18 protein-coding genes and 1 pseudogene are annotated in these 18,421 nt (G+C 73.5%); 8 read left to right on the top strand and 11 right to left on the bottom strand.

Going from position 1 to position 18,421, the window contains the following annotated elements; translation table 11 throughout:
* The first annotated feature begins 13 nt into the window (after positions 1-13).
* From ACFV8H_RS11970 to manA, 3 genes are all read left to right on the top strand, one after another.
* The gene (locus ACFV8H_RS11970; protein WP_380398786.1) at positions 14-3,067 is read left to right on the top strand and encodes an alpha-mannosidase; all 3,054 of its coding nucleotides are present in this window, start codon (positions 14-16) and stop codon (positions 3,065-3,067) included.
* A 67-nt stretch (positions 3,068-3,134) separates the two neighbouring features.
* Positions 3,135-4,061, top strand: a complete 927-nt coding sequence (locus tag ACFV8H_RS11965; protein ID WP_380398784.1) for an ROK family protein — start codon at positions 3,135-3,137, stop codon at positions 4,059-4,061.
* A 21-nt stretch (positions 4,062-4,082) separates the two neighbouring features.
* The gene (manA, locus tag ACFV8H_RS11960) at positions 4,083-5,270 is read left to right on the top strand and encodes a mannose-6-phosphate isomerase, class I (RefSeq protein ID WP_380398782.1); all 1,188 of its coding nucleotides are present in this window, start codon (positions 4,083-4,085) and stop codon (positions 5,268-5,270) included.
* Between the two features lie 40 nt (positions 5,271-5,310).
* Here the strand turns inward: manA and ACFV8H_RS11955 are convergent, their stop codons facing one another.
* The 7 genes from ACFV8H_RS11955 to ACFV8H_RS11925 all read right to left on the bottom strand — a co-directional run bounded on the left by ACFV8H_RS11955 (position 5,311) and on the right by ACFV8H_RS11925 (position 10,856).
* A complete protein-coding gene (locus tag ACFV8H_RS11955; RefSeq protein ID WP_380398780.1) occupies positions 5,311-5,706 on the bottom strand; it encodes a DUF2267 domain-containing protein in 396 nt (131 codons plus the stop codon).
* Between the two features lie 361 nt (positions 5,707-6,067).
* Positions 6,068-6,700, bottom strand: coding sequence for an acyl-CoA thioesterase (locus ACFV8H_RS11950; RefSeq protein WP_380398779.1), 633 nt, complete (start codon positions 6,698-6,700; stop codon positions 6,068-6,070).
* The gene (locus ACFV8H_RS11945; RefSeq protein ID WP_375894358.1) at positions 6,697-7,008 is read right to left on the bottom strand and encodes a hypothetical protein; all 312 of its coding nucleotides are present in this window, start codon (positions 7,006-7,008) and stop codon (positions 6,697-6,699) included. Before ACFV8H_RS11945 ends, ACFV8H_RS11950 begins: the two co-directional genes overlap by 4 nt.
* A 265-nt stretch (positions 7,009-7,273) precedes the next feature.
* Positions 7,274-8,362: a DUF6528 family protein gene (locus ACFV8H_RS11940; protein ID WP_380398777.1), complete on the bottom strand. Its 1,089-nt coding sequence runs from the start codon at positions 8,360-8,362 to the stop codon at positions 7,274-7,276.
* Between the two features lie 69 nt (positions 8,363-8,431).
* Positions 8,432-9,823 (bottom strand): NAD(P)/FAD-dependent oxidoreductase, encoded by a 1,392-nt coding sequence (locus tag ACFV8H_RS11935; RefSeq protein WP_380398775.1) that lies wholly within the window; start codon positions 9,821-9,823, stop codon positions 8,432-8,434.
* Between the two features lie 105 nt (positions 9,824-9,928).
* On the bottom strand, positions 9,929-10,411 hold the full coding sequence (locus ACFV8H_RS11930; protein ID WP_380398773.1) for a flavoprotein: 483 nt from the start codon (positions 10,409-10,411) through the stop codon (positions 9,929-9,931).
* A gap of 22 nt (positions 10,412-10,433) precedes the next feature.
* On the bottom strand, positions 10,434-10,856 hold the full coding sequence (locus ACFV8H_RS11925) for an ATP-binding protein (RefSeq protein ID WP_380398883.1): 423 nt from the start codon (positions 10,854-10,856) through the stop codon (positions 10,434-10,436).
* 215 nt (positions 10,857-11,071) lie between these two features.
* Between ACFV8H_RS11925 and ACFV8H_RS11920 the strand changes: the two genes are divergently transcribed.
* The 5 genes and pseudogenes from ACFV8H_RS11920 to ACFV8H_RS11900 all read left to right on the top strand — a co-directional run bounded on the left by ACFV8H_RS11920 (position 11,072) and on the right by ACFV8H_RS11900 (position 14,486).
* Positions 11,072-12,331 (top strand): helix-turn-helix transcriptional regulator, encoded by a 1,260-nt coding sequence (locus ACFV8H_RS11920; RefSeq protein WP_380398771.1) that lies wholly within the window; start codon positions 11,072-11,074, stop codon positions 12,329-12,331.
* Positions 12,328-12,825: pseudogene (locus ACFV8H_RS11915) on the top strand (NUDIX domain-containing protein); the annotation flags it as partial. The gene ACFV8H_RS11920 and the pseudogene ACFV8H_RS11915, both read left to right, overlap by 4 nt.
* Positions 12,826-12,855: 30 nt before the next feature.
* Positions 12,856-13,212, top strand: coding sequence for a hypothetical protein (locus tag ACFV8H_RS11910; RefSeq protein WP_375894442.1), 357 nt, complete (start codon positions 12,856-12,858; stop codon positions 13,210-13,212).
* 243 nt (positions 13,213-13,455) lie between these two features.
* Complete coding sequence (locus ACFV8H_RS11905; RefSeq protein WP_380398769.1) at positions 13,456-13,728, top strand: hypothetical protein; 273 nt, start codon at positions 13,456-13,458, stop codon at positions 13,726-13,728.
* A gap of 146 nt (positions 13,729-13,874) precedes the next feature.
* Positions 13,875-14,486, top strand: coding sequence for a class I SAM-dependent methyltransferase (locus ACFV8H_RS11900; protein WP_380398767.1), 612 nt, complete (start codon positions 13,875-13,877; stop codon positions 14,484-14,486).
* 90 nt (positions 14,487-14,576) lie between these two features.
* On the opposite strand, the gene ACFV8H_RS11895 is transcribed toward ACFV8H_RS11900, so the two are convergent.
* The 4 genes from ACFV8H_RS11895 to ACFV8H_RS11880 form a co-directional block, all read right to left on the bottom strand.
* Complete coding sequence (locus ACFV8H_RS11895; protein ID WP_380398765.1) at positions 14,577-15,224, bottom strand: response regulator; 648 nt, start codon at positions 15,222-15,224, stop codon at positions 14,577-14,579.
* Positions 15,212-16,456 (bottom strand): sensor histidine kinase, encoded by a 1,245-nt coding sequence (locus ACFV8H_RS11890; RefSeq protein ID WP_380398763.1) that lies wholly within the window; start codon positions 16,454-16,456, stop codon positions 15,212-15,214. Before ACFV8H_RS11890 ends, ACFV8H_RS11895 begins: the two co-directional genes overlap by 13 nt.
* A 112-nt stretch (positions 16,457-16,568) precedes the next feature.
* The gene (locus ACFV8H_RS11885; RefSeq protein ID WP_380398761.1) at positions 16,569-16,706 is read right to left on the bottom strand and encodes a hypothetical protein; all 138 of its coding nucleotides are present in this window, start codon (positions 16,704-16,706) and stop codon (positions 16,569-16,571) included.
* A 200-nt stretch (positions 16,707-16,906) separates the two neighbouring features.
* Positions 16,907-18,397 carry a hypothetical protein gene (locus ACFV8H_RS11880; protein WP_380398759.1) on the bottom strand — a complete coding sequence of 497 codons (1,491 nt, stop codon included), beginning with the start codon at positions 18,395-18,397 and terminating at the stop codon, positions 16,907-16,909.
* Positions 18,398-18,421 lie beyond the last annotated feature (24 nt).

Here is an 18,421-nt window from a genome sequence, read left to right as displayed (position 1 = left end):
GGAGCCTGCCGACATGCACGATGACCGCACCCTCGTCGAGTCCCGCCTCAAGCGCGTCCTGGAGGAGCGCATCCTCCCGGCCGTGTACCCGGAGTCCGTCCCGCTGGAGGTCGGCATCTGGACCGCCCCCGGCGAGCCCGTCCCGGTCGCCGAGGGCCTGGCCGCGCCGCGCACCCCGATCGCCGTCGGCGACGCCTGGGGCGCGCCCTGGGGAACCAGTTGGCTGACGGTGTCCGGCACGGTGCCGCAGGCCTGGGCCGGCCGGACGGTCGAGGCACTGATCGACCTCGGCTTCGACGCCAACATGCCCGGATTCCAGTGCGAGGGCCTGGTCTACCGCCCGGACGGCAGCCCGGTGAAGGGCCTCAACCCGCGCAACCAGTGGGTGCGGATCGCCGCCCCGGCGGCCGGCGGCGAACAGGTGCTGCTGCACGTCGAGGCCGCCGCCAACCCGGTGATCCTGGACTACCACCCCTTCCTGCCCACCGAGTTGGGCGACAAGGAGACGTCCGGCGACCGCCCGCAGTACAAGCTCGCCCGGATGGACCTCGCCGTCTTCGACGACACCGTCTGGCAGCTGTCGCTGGACCTGGAGGTGCTCGGCGAGCTGATGGCCGAGCTCCCGGTGGACGGCGCCCGCCGCTGGGAGGTGCTGCGCGCGGTCGAACGCGCACTGGACGCGATCGACCTCCAGGACGTCAACGGCACGGCCGCCGCCGCCCGTTCGGAGCTGACCGCCGTCCTGGCCGCGCCCGCCGTGCCGTCCGCGCACCGGATCAGCGCGATCGGCCACGCCCACATCGACTCCGCCTGGCTGTGGCCGCTGCGCGAGACGGTGCGCAAGGTGGCCCGGACCACCGCCAACATGACCGCCCTGCTGGAGGACGAGCCGGAGTTCCGCTACACCATGTCCCAGGCGCAGCAGTACGCCTGGATCAAGGAGCACCGCCCGGAGGTGTACGCCCGGGTGCGCAAGGCCGTCGCCGAGGGCCGGTTCGTCCCGGCGGGCGGCATGTGGGTGGAGTCCGACACCAACATGCCGAGCTCGGAGGCGATGGCCCGGCAGTTCGTGCACGGCAAGCGGTTCTTCCTGGAGGAGTTCGGGGTCGAGAACCACGAGGCCTGGCTGCCCGACACCTTCGGCTTCACCGGCGGCCTGCCGCAGATCATCCGCAACGCCGGCTCCAAGTGGCTGCTGACCCAGAAGATCTCCTGGAGCCAGGTGAACAGGTTCCCGCACCACACCTTCCTCTGGGAGGGCATCGACGGGACCCGCATCTTCACCCACTTCCCGCCCGTGGACACCTACAACTGCTCCATGAAGGGCAGCGAGATCGCCCACGCGGCACGGAACTTCAAGGACAAGGGGGTGGCCCGGCACTCGATCGCCCCGACCGGCTGGGGCGACGGCGGCGGCGGGACGACCCGCGAGATGGTCGGCAAGGCCGCCCGGATGCGGGACCTGGAGGGCTCGGCCACCGTCCGCTGGGAGAACCCCGCCGAGTTCTTCGCCAAGGCCGAGGCCGAGTACCCCGACCCGCCGGTCTGGGTCGGCGAGCTCTACCTGGAACTGCACCGGGCCACCCTGACCAGCCAGGCGAAGACCAAGCAGGGCAACCGGCGCAGCGAGAACCTGCTGCGCGAGGCCGAACTCTGGTGCTCCACAGCCGCGTTGCGCACGGGCGCCGAGCAGCCGTACGCGTACCCGTACGAGCAGCTGGACCGGATCTGGAAGACGGTGCTGCTGCACCAGTTCCACGACATCCTGCCCGGCTCCTCGATCGCCTGGGTGCACCGCGAGGCCGAGGCCACCTACGCGGCGCTGGCCCGGGAGCTGGCGGAGCTGATCGACGCGGCCCAGCAGGCGCTGGCCGGATCCGCCGGCGGTGGTCGGGAGTTGGTGTTCAACTCCGCTCCGCACGCCCGTTCGGCCGTCCCGGCGGGCGGCGCGGCCGTCGCCGCCACGGACGCCCCGGCCGCCACCGTCACTCCGCTCGACGGCGGCGGGTTCACCCTGCGCAACGGCCTGCTGGAGGTGGTGGTCGACGCCGACGGCCTGATCGGCTCGGCCGTCGAGCTCGCCACCGGCCGGGAGACCGTCGCCCCCGGCAGCCGGGCCAACCTGCTCCAGCTGCACCCCGACTTCCCCAACATGTGGGACGCCTGGGACGTGGACCAGTTCTACCGCAACACCGTCACCGACCTGACCGGCGTCGACTCCCTCACCGCCACGGCCGCCGACGGCCGGGCCGAGGTCAGGATCGCCCGCTCCTTCGGCTCCTCCACCGTCGTCCAGACCCTCACCCTGCGCCCGGGCGAGCAGCGGCTCGACATCGACACCGAGGTCGACTGGCACGAGACCGAGAAGTTCCTCAAGGCCGCCTTCCCGCTGGACGTCCACACCGAGCGGTACGCCGCCGAGACCCAGTTCGGCCACCTCTACCGGCCCACCCACACCAACACCAGCTGGGACGCCGCCAAGTTCGAGGCCTGCAACCACCGCTTCGTCCACCTGGACGAACCCGGCTGGGGCGTCGCGCTGGTGACCGCCTCCACCTACGGCCACGACGTCACCCGCAGCGTGCGCGCCGACGACGGCGGCACCACCACCACGGTCCGCTTCTCGCTGCTGCGCGCCCCGCGCTTCCCCGACCCGAAGACCGACCAGGGGCTGCACCGCTTCCGGCACGCGCTGGTCCCCGGCGCCGCGATCGGCGACGCCGTCCGCGAGGGCTACCGGATCGGCCTGCCCGAACGGCGGGTCACCGGCACCGCCGAGCGGGTCGCGCCGCTGGTCGAGGTGGACCACGACGCCCTGGTGGTCAGCGCCGTCAAGCTCGCCGACGACCGCAGCGGCGACCTGGTCGTCCGGGTCTACGAGGCCGGCGGCGGCCGCGCCCGGGGCCGGCTCAGCACCTCCTTCCCGCTGGCCGGCGCCGTCCCCTGCGACCTGCTGGAACGGCCCTGGGACGGCACCCGCGGCGAGGTGACGGTCGAGGACGGCGCGGTGCACCTGGCACTGCGCCCGTTCGAACTCGTCACGCTGCGCCTCAGCCCCGCCCGCTGACCGACGTACGGTGAAGGCGCCCCGGCCCGCCCGGCCGGGGCGCCGCCGACCCCTCCTGGAGCCCGCCATGCCGCTCACCCCCCTGTTCGCCGCCGTCGACGTCGGCGGCACCAAGATCGCCGGGGCCCTGGTCGACGGCACCGGACGGCTGCGGCACCGGCTGCAACTGCCCACCCCCGCCCGGGAGCCGGGCCCGGCCGTGCTCGCCGTCGTGCACAAGGTGCTGGACCAGCTGGCCGGCACCCCCGACTGGGCCGCCGTGACGGCCGTCGGCATCGGCAGCGCCGGCCCGGTCGACCTCGCCGACGGCACCGTCAGCCCGGTCAACATCCCCGGCTGGCGCGGCTTCCCGCTGGTCTCCGAGGTCGCCGCGCACCCGGCGGTGGCCGGACTCCCGGTCCGCCTGGCGGGCGACGGCGTCGCGATGGCCGCCGCCGAGCACTGGCAGGGCGCCGCCCGGGGCGCCGCCAACGCGCTCTGCCTGGTGGTGTCCACCGGCGTCGGCGCCGGACTGGTGCTGGACGGCGCCGTCCGCCCCGGCCCCAGCGGCAACGCCGGACACCTCGGGCACATCACCGTCGACCTGGACGGCGAGCCCTGCCCGTGCGGCTCCCGCGGCTGCCTGGAGGGCCTGGCCAGCGGCACCGCGATCGCCCGCCGGGCCCTCGCCGAGGGCTGGCGCCCGCCCGGCGAGGACGCCACCGCCCGCGCCGTCGCCGCCTCCGCCGCCGCGGGCGACCCGGTCGCGCTGGCCTCCTTCGACCGGGCCGCCCAGGCCCTGGCCGCCGGGATCGCCGCCACCGCCGCCCTGGTCGACCTCCACCGGGTGGTGGTCGGCGGCGGCGTCGCCACCGCCGGGGAGGTGCTGTTCGCCCCGCTCGCCCGCCACCTGGACCGCTACGCCGCCCTGTCCTACGTCCGAGGCCTGGACGTGCGCCGCGCCGAGCTCGGCACCGACGCCGGGCTGATCGGCGCCGCCGCGCTCTGCCGCTGACAGTCCCGGGAGACCCCTGGCATGCCGCCCTACACCCTGCTCGACAACCCGGTCCGCCACTACCCCTGGGGCTCCCCCACCGCCATCCCCGCCCTCACCGGCACCGCCCCCGACGGCACCCCGCAGGCCGAACTGTGGATGGGCGCCCACCCCTCCGCGCCCTCCCGGGCCGACGGCCGGGCGCTCGACGCACTGATCGCCGCCGACCCGGACGGCCTGCTCGGGCCGGACACCGTACGGCGGTTCGGCCCGGAACTGCCCTTCCTGTTCAAGGTGCTGGCCGCCGACCGGGCGCTCTCCCTGCAAGTCCACCCCACCCGCGCCCAGGCCGAGGCCGGGTACGCCGCCGAACAGGCCCGGGGCATCCCGCTCACCGCCCCGGAGCGGGTGTACAAGGACCGCTCCCACAAGCCCGAACTACTGGGCGCCCTCGGTGACTTCGAGGCCCTCTGCGGCTTCCGCCCGGCCGCCGCCACGGCCCGGCTGCTGGACGCCCTCGGCGTGCTCGCCCCCTGGGCGGCCGCCCTGCGCGAGCGGCCCGCCGCCGAGGCACTGCCCGCACTGCTGCGCCGGGCACTGGCCGCCGACGCTCCCCAACTCGCCACCGTGACCGGGGCGCTGCGCCGCACCGCGGCCTCCGGCGGCCCCCACGCGGACACCTGCGCGGCCTACGCCCGGCTCGCCGAGGAGTACCCCGGCGACCCTGGCCTGCTCGCCGCGCTGCTGCTCAACCACGTCCGGCTCGCCGCCGGCCAGGCGCTGTACCTCGCCGCCGGGGTGCCGCACGCGTACCTCCGAGGCGTGGGCGTCGAGTTGATGGCCAACTCGGACAACGTGCTGCGCTGCGGGCTCACCGGCAAGCACGTCGACGTGGCCGGACTGCTGGCCGTCACCGACTTCCGGGCCGCCGGACCCGCCGTCCTCGAAGCCCGCCCACTCACCGCCGTCGAGGCCGAATTCCCCTCCCCCGCCGAGGAGTTCCGGCTCTCCCGGCTGCACCCGTCGGCCGCCCCCGTCCGGATCGAGCTGCCCACCCCGCAGATCCTGCTCTGCACCGCGGGCCGCGCCCGGCTGCACGCCCCCGGACACCCCGGCCTCGACCTGCCCCGGGGCGCCTCGGCCTACCTGCCCCCGGGCGCCGGGCCGGTCGAGCTGACCGGGCCGGGCGCGGAGCTGTTCCGGGCCACCACGGGCCGCGAGGCGCCCTGACCCGCTCTCTTGACCCGCAGGGTTGTGCACGCAGGGTTGTTCACGCGGGCAGCGGGTGGCCGAAGAGCAGGTCGTAGCCGTCCGGCAGCTGCTCGACCACCCGGTCGACCAGCTCCCCCGGGACGAGCTCGGCCAGGGTGCTCAGCACCGCCCCGATGTCCCACTGCGCGGTCGCGGTCGTGGCGCCGTCGATCCAGCCCACCACGGCCTCGACGAAGCGCTCGGCGGTCAGCGGCTCGGCGGCGGGCCGGGCGTCCCGGAGCAGCGTCGCGTACGTGGTGGGCAGCGCCCCGGCGAGCTCGCCGCGCTCCGCGCCCACCAGGTGCTCACCCAGCAGGCAGAGCACGACCCGGACGGCGTGATCCGCCTCCGCCTCGCCCCGGTACTCGCCGCGCTCCACGACACGGGCGAGGAAGTCCTCCCAGGAGATGGTCATCGCGTCCTCCTTCCGGTCGGCGGGACCGGGCCGGGTCGGCGGCCGATGGCCCATGGGGGCTGCTGGTCGCAGCCCGTCACCGCCGGGGGACGTACCGGTTCCCGTGCTGCTCAGCGTACTGCGCTCCGGACCGGGCGGACCCGCCGCTGCGGGTGGGGCGGCGGTCCTGAACGGAACTCTGACGCCGTGCCCTTGTGGTGCGGAGGAGGCCGGACGGGAGAGGCCGGACGGGAGGGGCCGGACCGACGGATCGACGCCGTTGTCGATCACGCCGCCGGCCCGCGCCGTCACCGGCACGGGAGCCCACGGTCGCCGGGCGGTTCAGTCGCCGGGCGGTTCAGCAGGCGGTTCGGCGGGCGGTTCAGCCCGCCGAGGTGCGGCACCGCCGGCGCGGGCCGCGCGGCGAGCCCAACCCGCCACCGGACCGGACCGGCACCCAGCGCACCGGCGCCGACTCCGAGGCCTGCACCTGCGTCGGCGCCGGCGTCCGGGCCGCCGCGGCGGAAGCGGCGGCGGGAACGCCGGTCGCCCGGCGGTCGCCACGCGCCGTGTCCGGCGCCGAGCCGGCCGCCGAGACCGACATAAACGCCGCCAGAAAGCGCCGCTCGTTCTGGCTGAGTTTGCGCGAACGCCCGGATTCCCGGTCCCGCGCGACCACTACGGTCCGCGCCCGCATAAACGTGAGCGGTTCCCGGCAGACATTCACCTCGACGTGTGCGGAACTCCGCCCGAGGTGTTCCACCGTCAGCCGCACCGACAAAGGCTCGGGGCGGTGGTGCAACTGTTCCAGGTAATCGATCTCATGCCGGGCGATAATGAATCCGGACGGGAACAGCGATTGCCGGACGGCGGTCGCGTGGTGGCGGAACAGGTCGTAAATCCCCTCCTGGACGTAGCCGACCAGCCGGGCGTTGTTGATGTGCCCGTTCTCGTCGACGTCGCTCCACCGGGTGGGGCAGGACAGCACGTGCACGCCCGGACGCAGGGCGCTCACTGCTCCGTCAGCCCGGCGCCGGCAACGGTGGGGAGCAGCGCCCGCTGCAACCTGGCGTAGTAGCCGGACTGTTCGGCCGCCATCCGGGCCGCGGTCCAGCCCTCCTCGGCCGCCTCCGCGGCGGCCTGCACGACCAGGCTGTCGAGCACCGTGTCGACCGACCGGCAGAGCGCGGCGACCGCCGCGAGTCGTTCGGTCACGTCCGCCGTTCCGGCCGCATTCCGGGCCGGAAATGCCGCCAGCGAGTCGACCGCGAGCTGCAGATCGTCGATGACGTCCGACCGGCTTTCCTCCGGGGAATTCCGCATGCTTTTCTCCAGGACCAATTCGGGCCATTACGGCCCGGTAGCTGACGTTCGAATACACCTGAGCGGTGTCGGCCCCCCGACGGCTTCGACGCTATCCCAGTCGGCGCAGGTCCGCAGATGGTTTTCGGACGCTGAGGGGAAACTGACTTCCATTGGAGTAGTTTGCCGGGGTACACAATATGCCCCATCAGCCGAACGCGGTAAGCAGAACGGGTGGTATCGCCGACCCGCCGACCAAGATCGACTACCGTCCGTCACCGATCTGCTACCGGCCGCCCCACCAGCGCGCCTTGTACAGCTGCGTGCCGGTCAACTTCCACGTCCCCTCCGGGCGGTGCAGGCGGATCACCGAGGTGCACCAGTCGCAGGCCGGGGAGTGGTCCGGCACCACCGTGAGCAGCCGCCCGGTGCCGGGCTCGTCACCGATGCTCTTGACGTCCCGCCCCTCGGCCGGATCCGCGGAATGGGCGGGATCGGCGGGATCGGCCAGATGGACGGCGGTGAACCCGTCGGCGGCGGGGTCGTACTGCCAGACACCGTTCAGGGTGCTCACCCAGAACCGGCCGGGCGAGCCCAGGACGGGCGCGAGGTCATGACCGCCCTGGTCGGGCAGCGGGGCGCTGCGGACCGCGGTCAGGGCGGGCGCGTCCGGGTCTCCGCCGACCCGCAGCCCGGTCAGCTCACCGTCGCCGAGCACCCAGAGCAGGCCGGTCCGCTCGTCCCAGTGCACCCCGTGCGCGCCGGGGAGCCGGAACGTCGCATGGGCGGTGGCCCGGGAGCCCTGCGAGGCGGCGTACAGCCGTACCCACCCGCCGGCACTCGCGGCGACCGCGACGTTGCCGTCCGGGAGCAGCTCGATGCTGTGCGGATTGACGTCCCCACCGAGGTCCGCCGCCCAGCGGCTGGCGCCGGTGGCGGTGTCGACGACGGCGGCGAGCCCGCCGGAGGCCGTGGTCAGCAGGTAATGCCGGCCGTCCAGGGTCCGGCCCTTCGCCTCGTCCGGGTCGGTCCAGCTCTGCTCGGGGTCCAGGTCTCCGAGGTCGGGCGCCCGGTCGGCCGCCCAGGACCACACGACGGGCGGACGGTCGACGCCCTGGTACTCCATCAGCTCCTCGACTCCCCGCAGCACGAGGACACGGCGGGACGCCTGGTCCACGGCGACCACCTCCCCGTCCCCCGCGGTGGCGGGCACGGCGGACGCGGCGCGGGCAACGGGCGCGGCGCGGGTGACGGACGCGGCATGGGCGACGGACGCGGCGCGGGTGACGGACACGGCACGGGCGGCATACGCGCGGCTCGCGGGCACGCAGAGCAGCAGGGTGAGGCACAGGGCCGGCAGGGTTCTCCTCAGCACGCCCCAACGGTGCGCGGTGCACGGCGCGGCACCCGGCAGACCAGCCGCGCGCCTCGGCCGAACGGCCCGTCAGATTCGCCCGGAGACCAGGTCCGCGACCCGGGCGATCGGCGAGGTGGTGGCCCGTCCGGCCGCCTCCTGCCGGTCGGCGGCGTGGTACGCGGCGTACATCGCCTGCACCCCCAGCCAGCGCAGCGGCTCCGGCTCCCAGCGCCGCACGGTGTGCCCCACCCAGGGCAGCGCGGTCAGTTCGGTGTCCCGCCCCAGCACCAGGTCGCGCAGGGTGCGGCCGGCCAGGTTGGTGGCGGTCACCCCGCTGCCGACGTACCCTCCCGCCCAGCCGAGCCCGCTCGCCCGGTCCAGCTCCACCGTCGCGCACCAGTCCCGGGGGACGCCCAGCACCCCGGCCCAGGCGTGGTCGATCCGGGCGTGCGCGGCGGCGGGGAAGAAGTCGTTCAGGATCCGGCGCAGCTGGCGCACCGTCTCCACCTGGGTGCTACCGTCCGAGTCCGTCCGCGAGCCGAAGCGGTACGGCACGCCCCGCCCGCCGAGGGCGATCCGGTCGTCGGCGGTCCGCTGGGCGTACATGTAGGCGTGCGCGAAGTCCCCGAGCACCTCCCGGCCCTGCCAGCCGGCCTCCGCCCAGAACTCCGCGGACAGCGGCTCGGTGGCCACCATCGCCGAGTTCATCGGCAGCCAGGTCCGCCGCTCGCCGCGCAGCCCGGCGGTGAACCCCTCGGTGGCGCGCAGCACGCGGTCGGCGGTGACGGTGCCGTACGGCGTCACGGCGCGCGGGCGGCGGCCGTCGCCGCCGGGGACGATCCCGGTGACGGGCGTGCCTTCGTACACCTCGACCCCCAACTCCCGTACCACCCGCGCCAGGCCCCGCACGAGCTTGGCCGGCTGGATCCGGGCCCCGTACGGCGACCACGCCCCGCCGAGGACGCCCGCGGCATTGACGCGCTCGCCGGCCTCCTTCGCGGAGAGCTCCTCCACCCGGCCCTCGCCGTAACCCCGCTCGGTCTCGGCGAAGGCCCTCAACCGCTCCAACTGCGGCCTGCTCCGGGCCACTTCGAGCACGCCGCCCCGGACGACGTCCGCCTCGATCCCCTCGGCGGCCGCGGTCTCCACGACCTCGCCGACCGATGCGTCCATCACCCGCTGCATCGCCGCCGCCCGGCCCCGGCCGTACGTCCTGGCGAAGGCCCCGCGGCCGGCGAAGCCGTTGTACAGCCACCCGCCGTTGCGCCCCGAGGCGCCGTAACCGCAGAAGCGGCGCTCCAACAGGGCTACCCGCAGGTCGGGTTCGGCCTTCTTCACGTAGTAGGCCGTCCACAGTCCGGTGTACCCGCCGCCGACGACGCAGACGTCCACGTCCCGGTCTCCCGGCAGGGCGGGGCCCGGCTGCGGAACCCCCTCCGCCGCGTACCAGAACGACACCTCGCCGTTGACCGCTGCCACCGGAACCTCCCACACCGTCGCCGACCTGCCCGGACGCTACTCCGGGCCGCTCACGGGGCAACACCCGCACACTGCCAGGATCGCGCCGCCGGACCAGCCACCCTGTCAGTCCCCCAGCAGGTCCAGCGCCCGGGTCCAGCTGTACGACCCGGGCGTGAACTCCGCGATCCGCACGCCCATCCGCCGCAGCCGCTCCAGGCTCTCCCCGTACGCCGGGTGCGCCGCCTGGGCCGCACTCAGACAGGGCTGGACGGCGACGGGGATGCCCCAGCCGTAGGACTCGCAGAGGATGCCCAGCGCGAGGGTGTCCGAAATCCCGGCGCTCCACTTGTTGATCGTGTTGAAGGTGGCCGGCGAGACCACCAGCGCGTCCGGGTCGGGCAGGGGACGGGGATCCCCGGGCTTCCGCCAGGCGGAACGGATCGGGAAACCCGTCTGCTCCTCAACCCCTTCCACGTCGATGAACCCCATCGCCAACGGAGTCGCCACCACACCGACGGACCACCCCCGCCCCTGCGCTGCGGAGACCAACTCCCCTACCCCACCGGCCACTCCGGCCGCACACACCACCACATAGAGCATCGGCATCACCCGCACGCCCCTCTCTTACCTAGCAGCCCACCACCAGATCCGCATGCACGATCTTCCCGCACGCCTCCACAGAGACCCCCCAACGCCCGCCGGTCAAGTGGTGGACCAACGCAAGCCCCCGGTGCCCCTCCTCGTCCTCCCCCGCCACCATCAACACGGGCAGGATGCGCGACCCGTCCCGCACCGCCACGCGCACGGTTCGATCGGTGACCCGGCGAACAGTGACGGCCATCCGCGCCAGGCACCCCGTCTTCACCGCATTGGTCACGAGTTCACTGACGACCACCTCCGCAGCATCGATGAGCTCCGGCAACCCCCACTCCACCAGCTTCCCCCGCACCATGCGACGTGCCTCCCCCACCGACTCCCCCCGGTACGGCAACAGGGCCGTGGCCGGACGCACAACCCGACCACGGTCGACCACTCCAGCGCGCTGGTTCATCACGGGTCACTCCTCAGTGAGGTCAGGGCCGCCCTGCTCTCGCAGCACCGCCCGGCCGATCGCCGCTCCTTCCAGGGACACGACCCGGTACCGGAGCACTCACCGACCCAACCCGCCGAGAGGCTGCCGGGAGGACTCCGATCCTGTGACTCCGAGTCGGAGTCACCGCACTCTCCGTAGCCGTAGTATTGGCTCAACCTTCAGGGGAGCGAGCGGTGGAGCGTCGACCAGACCCGAGCGAAGTCGTCGCGGGGCTCATCGACAACGAGCGCTTCCGGTCGGCCTGCGCGGCCCGTGACATGGGTGCGGTGTTCCGCCTCCTGAACTCCCGTGGCATCAGCACACGTCGCCTGGCCACCGCCGCGGACATCACCCAAGGCCGCCTCTACGACTACATGAACGGCAAGACCCGGGTCGAGAAGCTCTCCCTGTTCGAGCAGATCACCGACGCGTTCCGGATCCCTGGGCAGCTCCTGGGTCTCGCCCAACGGTCATGGGAGCCCGGCGCCGTGTCCTCGCCCCCGGCTCCGGTCGCACCGGAGCCGGGGGCCGACGACGATCTCACCGCCGTCGAGGCCTTCCGGGCCGCCGACCGGCAGAGCGGTGGCGGACGGCTCTACACGGCGGTCGTCCGCCACCTGTCCGTGAACGTGGCTCCACGGCTGGTCGACATCGACAGCAACCCCCACGTCTTCGCCGCCGCCTCCGCCCTCACCGAGATGGCCGGTTGGATGGCCCACGACTCGGGCCGCGACGACACGGCCGCACGCCACTTCACCCGCGCCTTCGCGCTCGCCCAGGCCGCCGCCGACCTCCTGCTCGCCGCCAACATCGCCGCCAGCACGAGCCATCTGGCGCTCCACAGCGGCGATCCGGTCCGCGCCTCGCACTGGGCGTCGGTCGGCATCGACCTCGCTCGGCGAGGCCCGCACCTACCCGGCCTCACCTCCCGGTTGCACACCATGCTCGCCAGGTCGCTCGCGGCCTCCGACCAGTTCGGCTCCGCCGTCCGCTCACTCGATCGCGCGGGAGCCGCACTCGCCGACCGGGCGGACATCGCACATCCCTGGCTGAGCCCGTTCGACCAGGCCACCCTGGCGAGTGAATCCGCGCTGATCCACGCCGACCTCGGACGGCACTCCGAGGCGCTTCGACACGGCGAACGGGCAGTTGCCCTCCGCACCGAGGGCCGGGCGCGCTCGCTCGCGTTCAGCCGGATCGCCCTGGCCCGCGCCTACGCCCAGCACGGCGATCTGGACGCCTCGGTCACCGTCGGCAGCGAACTCCTCACCACCAGCCCGGCCCTCGGCTCCGTGCGCGTGGTCGACCAACTCGACGGCCTGGCCGCGCTCCTCCGGAACCACCGCGACTACGGCCCGGTGCGGGAATTCCTGGCACGATTCGACGAAGCGAGCAGAATCAGACTCCTCCTGCTCGCCGACATCATCCCGTCGCCCCGGAGAGGTCCATCATGAGGCCGACCACCACCGACACCGAGGCCTGGAACGCCCACCTCGCCGAGGGCAACGCACGACAGGCGCGCAAGCGCGTCTCGGCGGACGTCATCCTGCGCGACGACGCCGGCCGGATCCTCACCGTCAACCCGACCTACAAGCCGGCCTGGGACCTGCCCGGTGGCATGGCGGAGGCCAACGAGCCGCCCGACCGTGCGGCCGTCCGGGAGCTGCGGGAGGAACTCGGCCTGGACATCACCGTCCACCGCCTCCTCGTCGTCGACTGGGTCGCCCCGCACGGCCCCTGGGACGATCAACTCGCCTTCGTCTTCGACGCCGGCGTCCTCACTCCCGCCCTCGCCGCCGCCGTGCGCCCGCACGACGACGAACTCTCCGAGGCGCTCTTCCTTCCCGCCGCCGAGGCCGCCGTCAGACTCCGTCCCCGTCAACGCCGCCGGTTCCAGGCCGCCCTGCACTCACTCACCGACGGCCGAACCCGGTACCTGCGCAACGGGATCGATCCCACCACCGAGAAGGAATCCCCCATGACCGAGGACGGCCGGATCTTCCGCGAGGCCTGGATCGCCGGGGTGCGCAAGCACTTCCCCGGCGATCCCAAGCCCGGCTACGTCTCCCCCTGGGAGGAGACGCCCGACTGGGAACGGGCTGCCGCAGCCGCCGTGTTCGGCCAGGTCCGCGATTTCATCACCGTCAGCGGTGGGAGCACCTCGAAGCTCACCCGCGAGCAGAAGGGCCGCTTCGTCGCCCTCTGCTGGATCGCCCAGATCCACCACCACATCGCCGCCCCCAAACCCGCCTACACCGCCGACTGGGACGACCTCCCCAAGTGGCAGCAGGAGACCGACGCCGACATCTTCGAGGCCGTCGAACGCCACCTCTGACCCTCCCGCCCGCGCCTGCGAGTCCGCAGGCGCGGGCGCGGGCGCAGACCCGCACCGCGTCGCCGGAGTAGGTCGCGCGGCCGCCGCGCGAGAAGCGGTCGCCGCGAAGACGGTCGTGACCGCCTCGACGGCCGGTACCTAGCACCACCATCAACTCGGATAGGAGCGCTACTGCCTCCGGTGCGCGCGAACGACATGCTGATGGCGTGCCCGAGGAACGGGCACGGGAGGGAGTCAGGTGTCATGGCGAGCACTCAGTGGACGGGTCTGGACGGTCTTGAGGCGCTCGGCCTGCTCTCCACCGGACTGCTCCTCAGGCGCGGCGACCGCCGGGCCTGCCTGGCCTCCGCCGCGACCTCGGCCCTGCTGCTGGTCGACGCCTGGTTCGACACCATGACGGCCGCCCCGGGTTCGGACTTCACGCAGGCGGCGCTCATGGCGGTCTTCGCCGAGGTGCCGCTGGCGGTGGCCTGCGCGGTTCTCGCGACCCGGACCTTCCCTCGGCCGGGCCGCTGAGCGGAACAGCTCGTGACGTGATCGGCGCCTGCGGTCCGGTCCGCAACACCGGCGCCGACGCCGGGCGCAAGCAGATTGCACACAACCAAAACTGACGATCCATCAGAGAAGCCTCGATGGCCCTGCCGGATATTTATGGAGGAATGATGAGGAATTCACGAGCATTGATCGGCGCGGGCGCTGCCGCCGCCGTCGCCACCTGGTGGTTCACCGACTCCGCGCCGTACCCGTACTCCCAGCACTGGCTGCTCGACCTGCCGCTACCGTTCCTGACCTTGAAGCGCCTGGACCACGTGCTGCAGGCCCGGGAGGGCGAGAGGATTTTGGAGATCGGCCCCGGAACCGGCCTGCAGTCGCTGCACGTCGCACCGCAGCTGGGCCCGGGCGGCCGGCTGGACATCGTGGACATCCAGCAGGAGATGCTCGACCACGTGGGCCGCCGGGCCAAGGAGCAGGGCGTCGGCACCATCATGCCGACCTGCGCCGACGCCCATGAACTTCCTTTTGCGGACAGCTCGTTCGACGCGGCCTACCTGGTGACGGCGCTGGGCGAGATCCCGGATCCGGCGCGCACACTGGCCGAGCTGCGCCGGACGTTGAAGCCGTTCGGGCGGCTGGTGGTCGGCGAGTTCTTCGACCGGCACCAGATCCGGCCGTCCTCGCTGATCAGCCTGGCGGAGGGAGCCGGGCTGCGGGTCGCCCGGCTGTACGGTCCGCCGTTCGCGTACTACGCGGTGCTGCGTCCGATCCACGCCTGACGCCGCCGTGCGCACGGCCGCGCGGGTGCCCCGAGGATCACGACGGGACTGGACGCGAACAACGGGGCCCGCCCCCGCCGCCCCCCGGGTTCAGTCCCTGGACGCGCCCAGGAAGCGCAGCACGGCGAGCACCCGGCGGTGGTCCGCATCGGCCACCGGCAGGTCGAGTTTGGCGAGGATGTTGTTGATGTGCTTGGCCACCGCACTCTCACCGACCGTCAGCGCCTCGGCGATGCCGGCGTTGGACCGGCCCTCCGCCATCAGGGCCAGCACCTCCCGCTCGCGCGGGGTCAGGGCGGCCAGGGGGTCGCCGCGGCGGAGCAGGAGTTGGGCGACGACCTGGGGGTCCAGCGCCGTTCCCCCCTCGGCCACCCGCCGTACCGCTGCCGCGAAGTCCTGGACATCGGCCACGCGTTGCTTGAGCAGGTAGCCCACTCCGCTCGTGTTGTTCGCCAACAGGTCAGCGGCGTACCGCTCCTCCACGTACTGCGAGAGCAGGACCACCGCCGTGCGCGGCCGGCTGCGGCGGATCGCCGTGGCCGCCCGCACGCCCTCATCGGTGAAGGTGGGCGGCATCCGGACGTCCACCAGGGCGAGTTCGGGCCGGTGCTCCTCGACGGCGGCCAACAGGGCTTCCGCATCGCCGACTTCCGCGACGACCTGGAAGCCGCCCATCTCCAGTACCTTGGCCAGGCCGACCCGCAACAGCACCGAGTCCTCGGCGATCACCGCGCGCACGGCAGCTCCACCGTCACGGTCGTCGGTCCCCCGACGGGGCTGCTGAGCCGGAGGACGCCGTCGACGGAGCCCACCCGCTTGGCCAGCCCGCTCAACCCCGTACCACCGGAGGGGTCGGCGCCGCCCAGCCCGTCGTCGGTGACGTTCAACCGCAGGACCGTCCCGACCCGTCGGACCGTCACCTCGACCCGTGAGGCGCCGGCGTGCTTGGTCACGTTCGCCAGCGCCTCGGAGATCACGAAGTACGCAACCGACTCCACGGCGGGCGCCGCCCGATCCGGCAGCTCGACCCGCAGGCGCACCGGCAGCGGAACGCGGGCGGCCAGTCCGGACAACGCCGCGTCCAGGCCGCGGTCCTCGAGCACCGCCGGATGCAACCCGCGTACCAGATCGCCGAGTTCGGTGATCGCCGCCTTCGCCTCCAGGTGCGCCTCCGCCAGCATCTCCCGGGTCTCGCCCGGCAGGTCGGGGCTGGTGGCCATGGCCAGTCCCAGGTTGACCGCCAGCGAGACCAGCCGCTGCTGGGTGCCGTCGTGCAGGTCGCGCTCGATCCGGCGGCGCTCGGCATCGACCGCCTCGATCAGGTCGGTACGGCTGCTCGCCAGGTGTGCGACCCGCTCCTGGAGCCGATCGGCCCGGCTGGGTCCGAGCAGCGCCACGGCGGAGCGCGACTCCGCCCGGGCCACCACCCCGGCGAGCCAGGGCAGGAGGGACAGCAGGAGGAGGCCGAGCACGGTGTAGCACGGCATCAGCGTCGCCCAGCCGAACCAGGCGCGCCGCGCCCCGACCGGCAGCGCCCACACCCAGCCGTACCCGGTGGCGCCCGCCAGACCCACCGCCGCCGCCACCAGCACCAACAGCTCCGCCAAGGCCACCAGCGGGCCCAGCACCAGGTGGTAGCCGACCTGGCGCCAGGCGCGCGGCGAGGAGAGCCACCGCAGGGCCGTGGTCGGCGACCACCGCTGCGGCACGGGCGCCGAGCGACGGATGTCCACCCCGAGCAGCGCCCGGTGCCGGTACCGCTGAACCATCGTCAGCACCGGGACGCCGCTCAGGACCAGGGCGACGGACACCGGGAGCGCGAGCGTCCAGTCCCCCGTCCTGGCAATGGTCGCCGTGCCCCAGGCCCACGCGGGCACCAGCGCCAGGTGCAGCGGGACACCCGTGGCCAGGAAGCCGGTGTCCCGCCGCGCCCGCCGCGCCAGGCGCCCCAACCGGGGTGGAATCGTCATGGCTCGACGTTAGAGCACCCCGACACGGGCCCGCTATGGATCTTGTATCCGCATCCCTGGTGAACCCAGTACCACCACGCCGGGGCCGGGCCTCAGCGGACGTCGAGTCCGGTCAGAGATCGACGGCGTCCGGGTAGTGACGCCGGAACTCACCGAGGACGCGCTCGTCGACGGACCTGACCTCCCGCAGCGAGCTGTCGAACTCCGTGAGCACCACCACCGGCGCGCCGTCGGCCGAACCGGTGGCCACCGCTGGTCAGGCCACTTGTACATGGCCTCCACCGCAGCGATGTCCGCGTCGGACAGCGCGGTGGTCTCGCCCAGGACGAGCCCGACGGGGAGCTTCTGCTTCGGCGTGATGGTGTCCTTGCCGTTCGTGGAGTACGGGTTCGGCCCGTGACACGGGGGCCGACCGTGTGCGACCGGCAGCCCGATCAACTGCTCAGCCCACTAGGAGCGCAGTCGCGCCGGAGGGATCACCGAGGGCGGGGAGCAGTGCGGGGAGGTACGGCAGACGGTGAGCGGACGGGGGTTGGCGCCGTCCAGGACCTGGACGGACCACAGCACGGGGTAGCTGCCGCCGCAGATGCCGCAGGTCGGGGGCGGCGGCGGGGTGAAGCCCTCGGGCGGCGGGCCGAAGCCGGGCGGGGCGGCGGGCGGCGCGGCGGGCGGGGCCGGTATCGGGGCCGCGGTCGGCATCGGCGGGACGGCAGGCGGCGGGACCGCCGGGCGCGGCGGCGCCACCGGTGGCGGGGGTGCGACCGGCGGCACCGGAGGCAGCGCCGCGCCCCACACCGCCACTCCCGCCACCAGCGCCTCGAAGTCGTACCCGCACTCGCCGCAGCCGATCAGCGCCCCCTCCGTGCGCATGTCCCCGCAGCCCGGGCAGAAGGTCACCGGGTGTTCGTCGGCCGCGGTGCTCTCGCAGCGCGAGCAGATGAAGTCGGGCTCGACCTTGCCCTGCTGCAGGAACGCCCCGATCATCGCGAAGGGGTTGATCTCACCGTTCTTGCCGTGGCCGGCGCGGACGACGGTGGTGATGAGCTTGAGCCGCGTCCGCCGTTCCCGCATCCGCTGGAGGTCCAGGTTCACCACCTTGGTCTGCCGGCAGTCCCGGCAGGTGCACAGGGTGCGGACCGGCAGCTGGGAGCGGATGCCGAACTGGCGGTACAGGAACTCGAAGGCGGGGCGCTGTTCGCTGCCGATCCGCACGTCCACCACACCGAACCCGACCGCTGCCAGGCAGCCCTCCACCTCGGCGGCCAACCGGGCCACTTCGGCGCCGAGTTGTTCCGGTACGCCGTCCGGCCGGCTGCTCATCATCACCGGTATCGCCAGCAGGGCGGCCAGGGCGGAGTGGTCCAGGCCGAGTACGCCGGCGCGGGAGTGGAAGACGGCGCCCTGCACCCCGCTCCAGAGCGAGGGCCCGGTGCGCCTGGGGGTGCCGGAGAGCCGGTCGTTGATCATGGCGGTGACGCCGCCGACCACCCGCTGCCCGGTCTGGTGGTGCCGAGCCAGCGTCTCGGCCTGGGGTGCGCTGGTCCACCACCGGGGCTGCGGGAAGCCCGTCGCCGCCTCGGGGTCGAGGGCGGTCAGCGCCCGGTCGAGGGCGAACAGCGCGTTCTGGTACGCCGTCACGTACGGGGACTGCACGCCGAGGGCGACCACCGAGACGGCCCGGTCGGTGAGGTGCACCGACACCGTGGTGCCGTTCCCGTCGGTCGCGGCAGCGGCGGCGAACTGGAGCCGCGCCGCGAGCGGGACTTCGTCGGGCAGCAGCATGGCGGAGCGCACGACCGAGCCGCGCCGGGCCTCCACCACGGTGGCCTGCTCCGAGGTGACCTGGAAGCCGAGCGAGCGCAGCGCGTCGACGGCGGCGATCCGGACGCGTCCGGCGTCGGCGCGGACGCGGCGCTCGGCGTCGAGGGTTATCGAGGCCAAGACTCCTCCGCAGGAATGGATTTC

The sequence above is a fragment of the Kitasatospora sp. NPDC059827 genome, from assembly GCF_042731675.1.
Taxonomy (GTDB): domain Bacteria; phylum Actinomycetota; class Actinomycetes; order Streptomycetales; family Streptomycetaceae; genus Kitasatospora.
The sequence above is the reverse complement of the archived record's forward strand: the minus strand, read 5'-3'. Positions and strand labels throughout refer to the sequence as shown.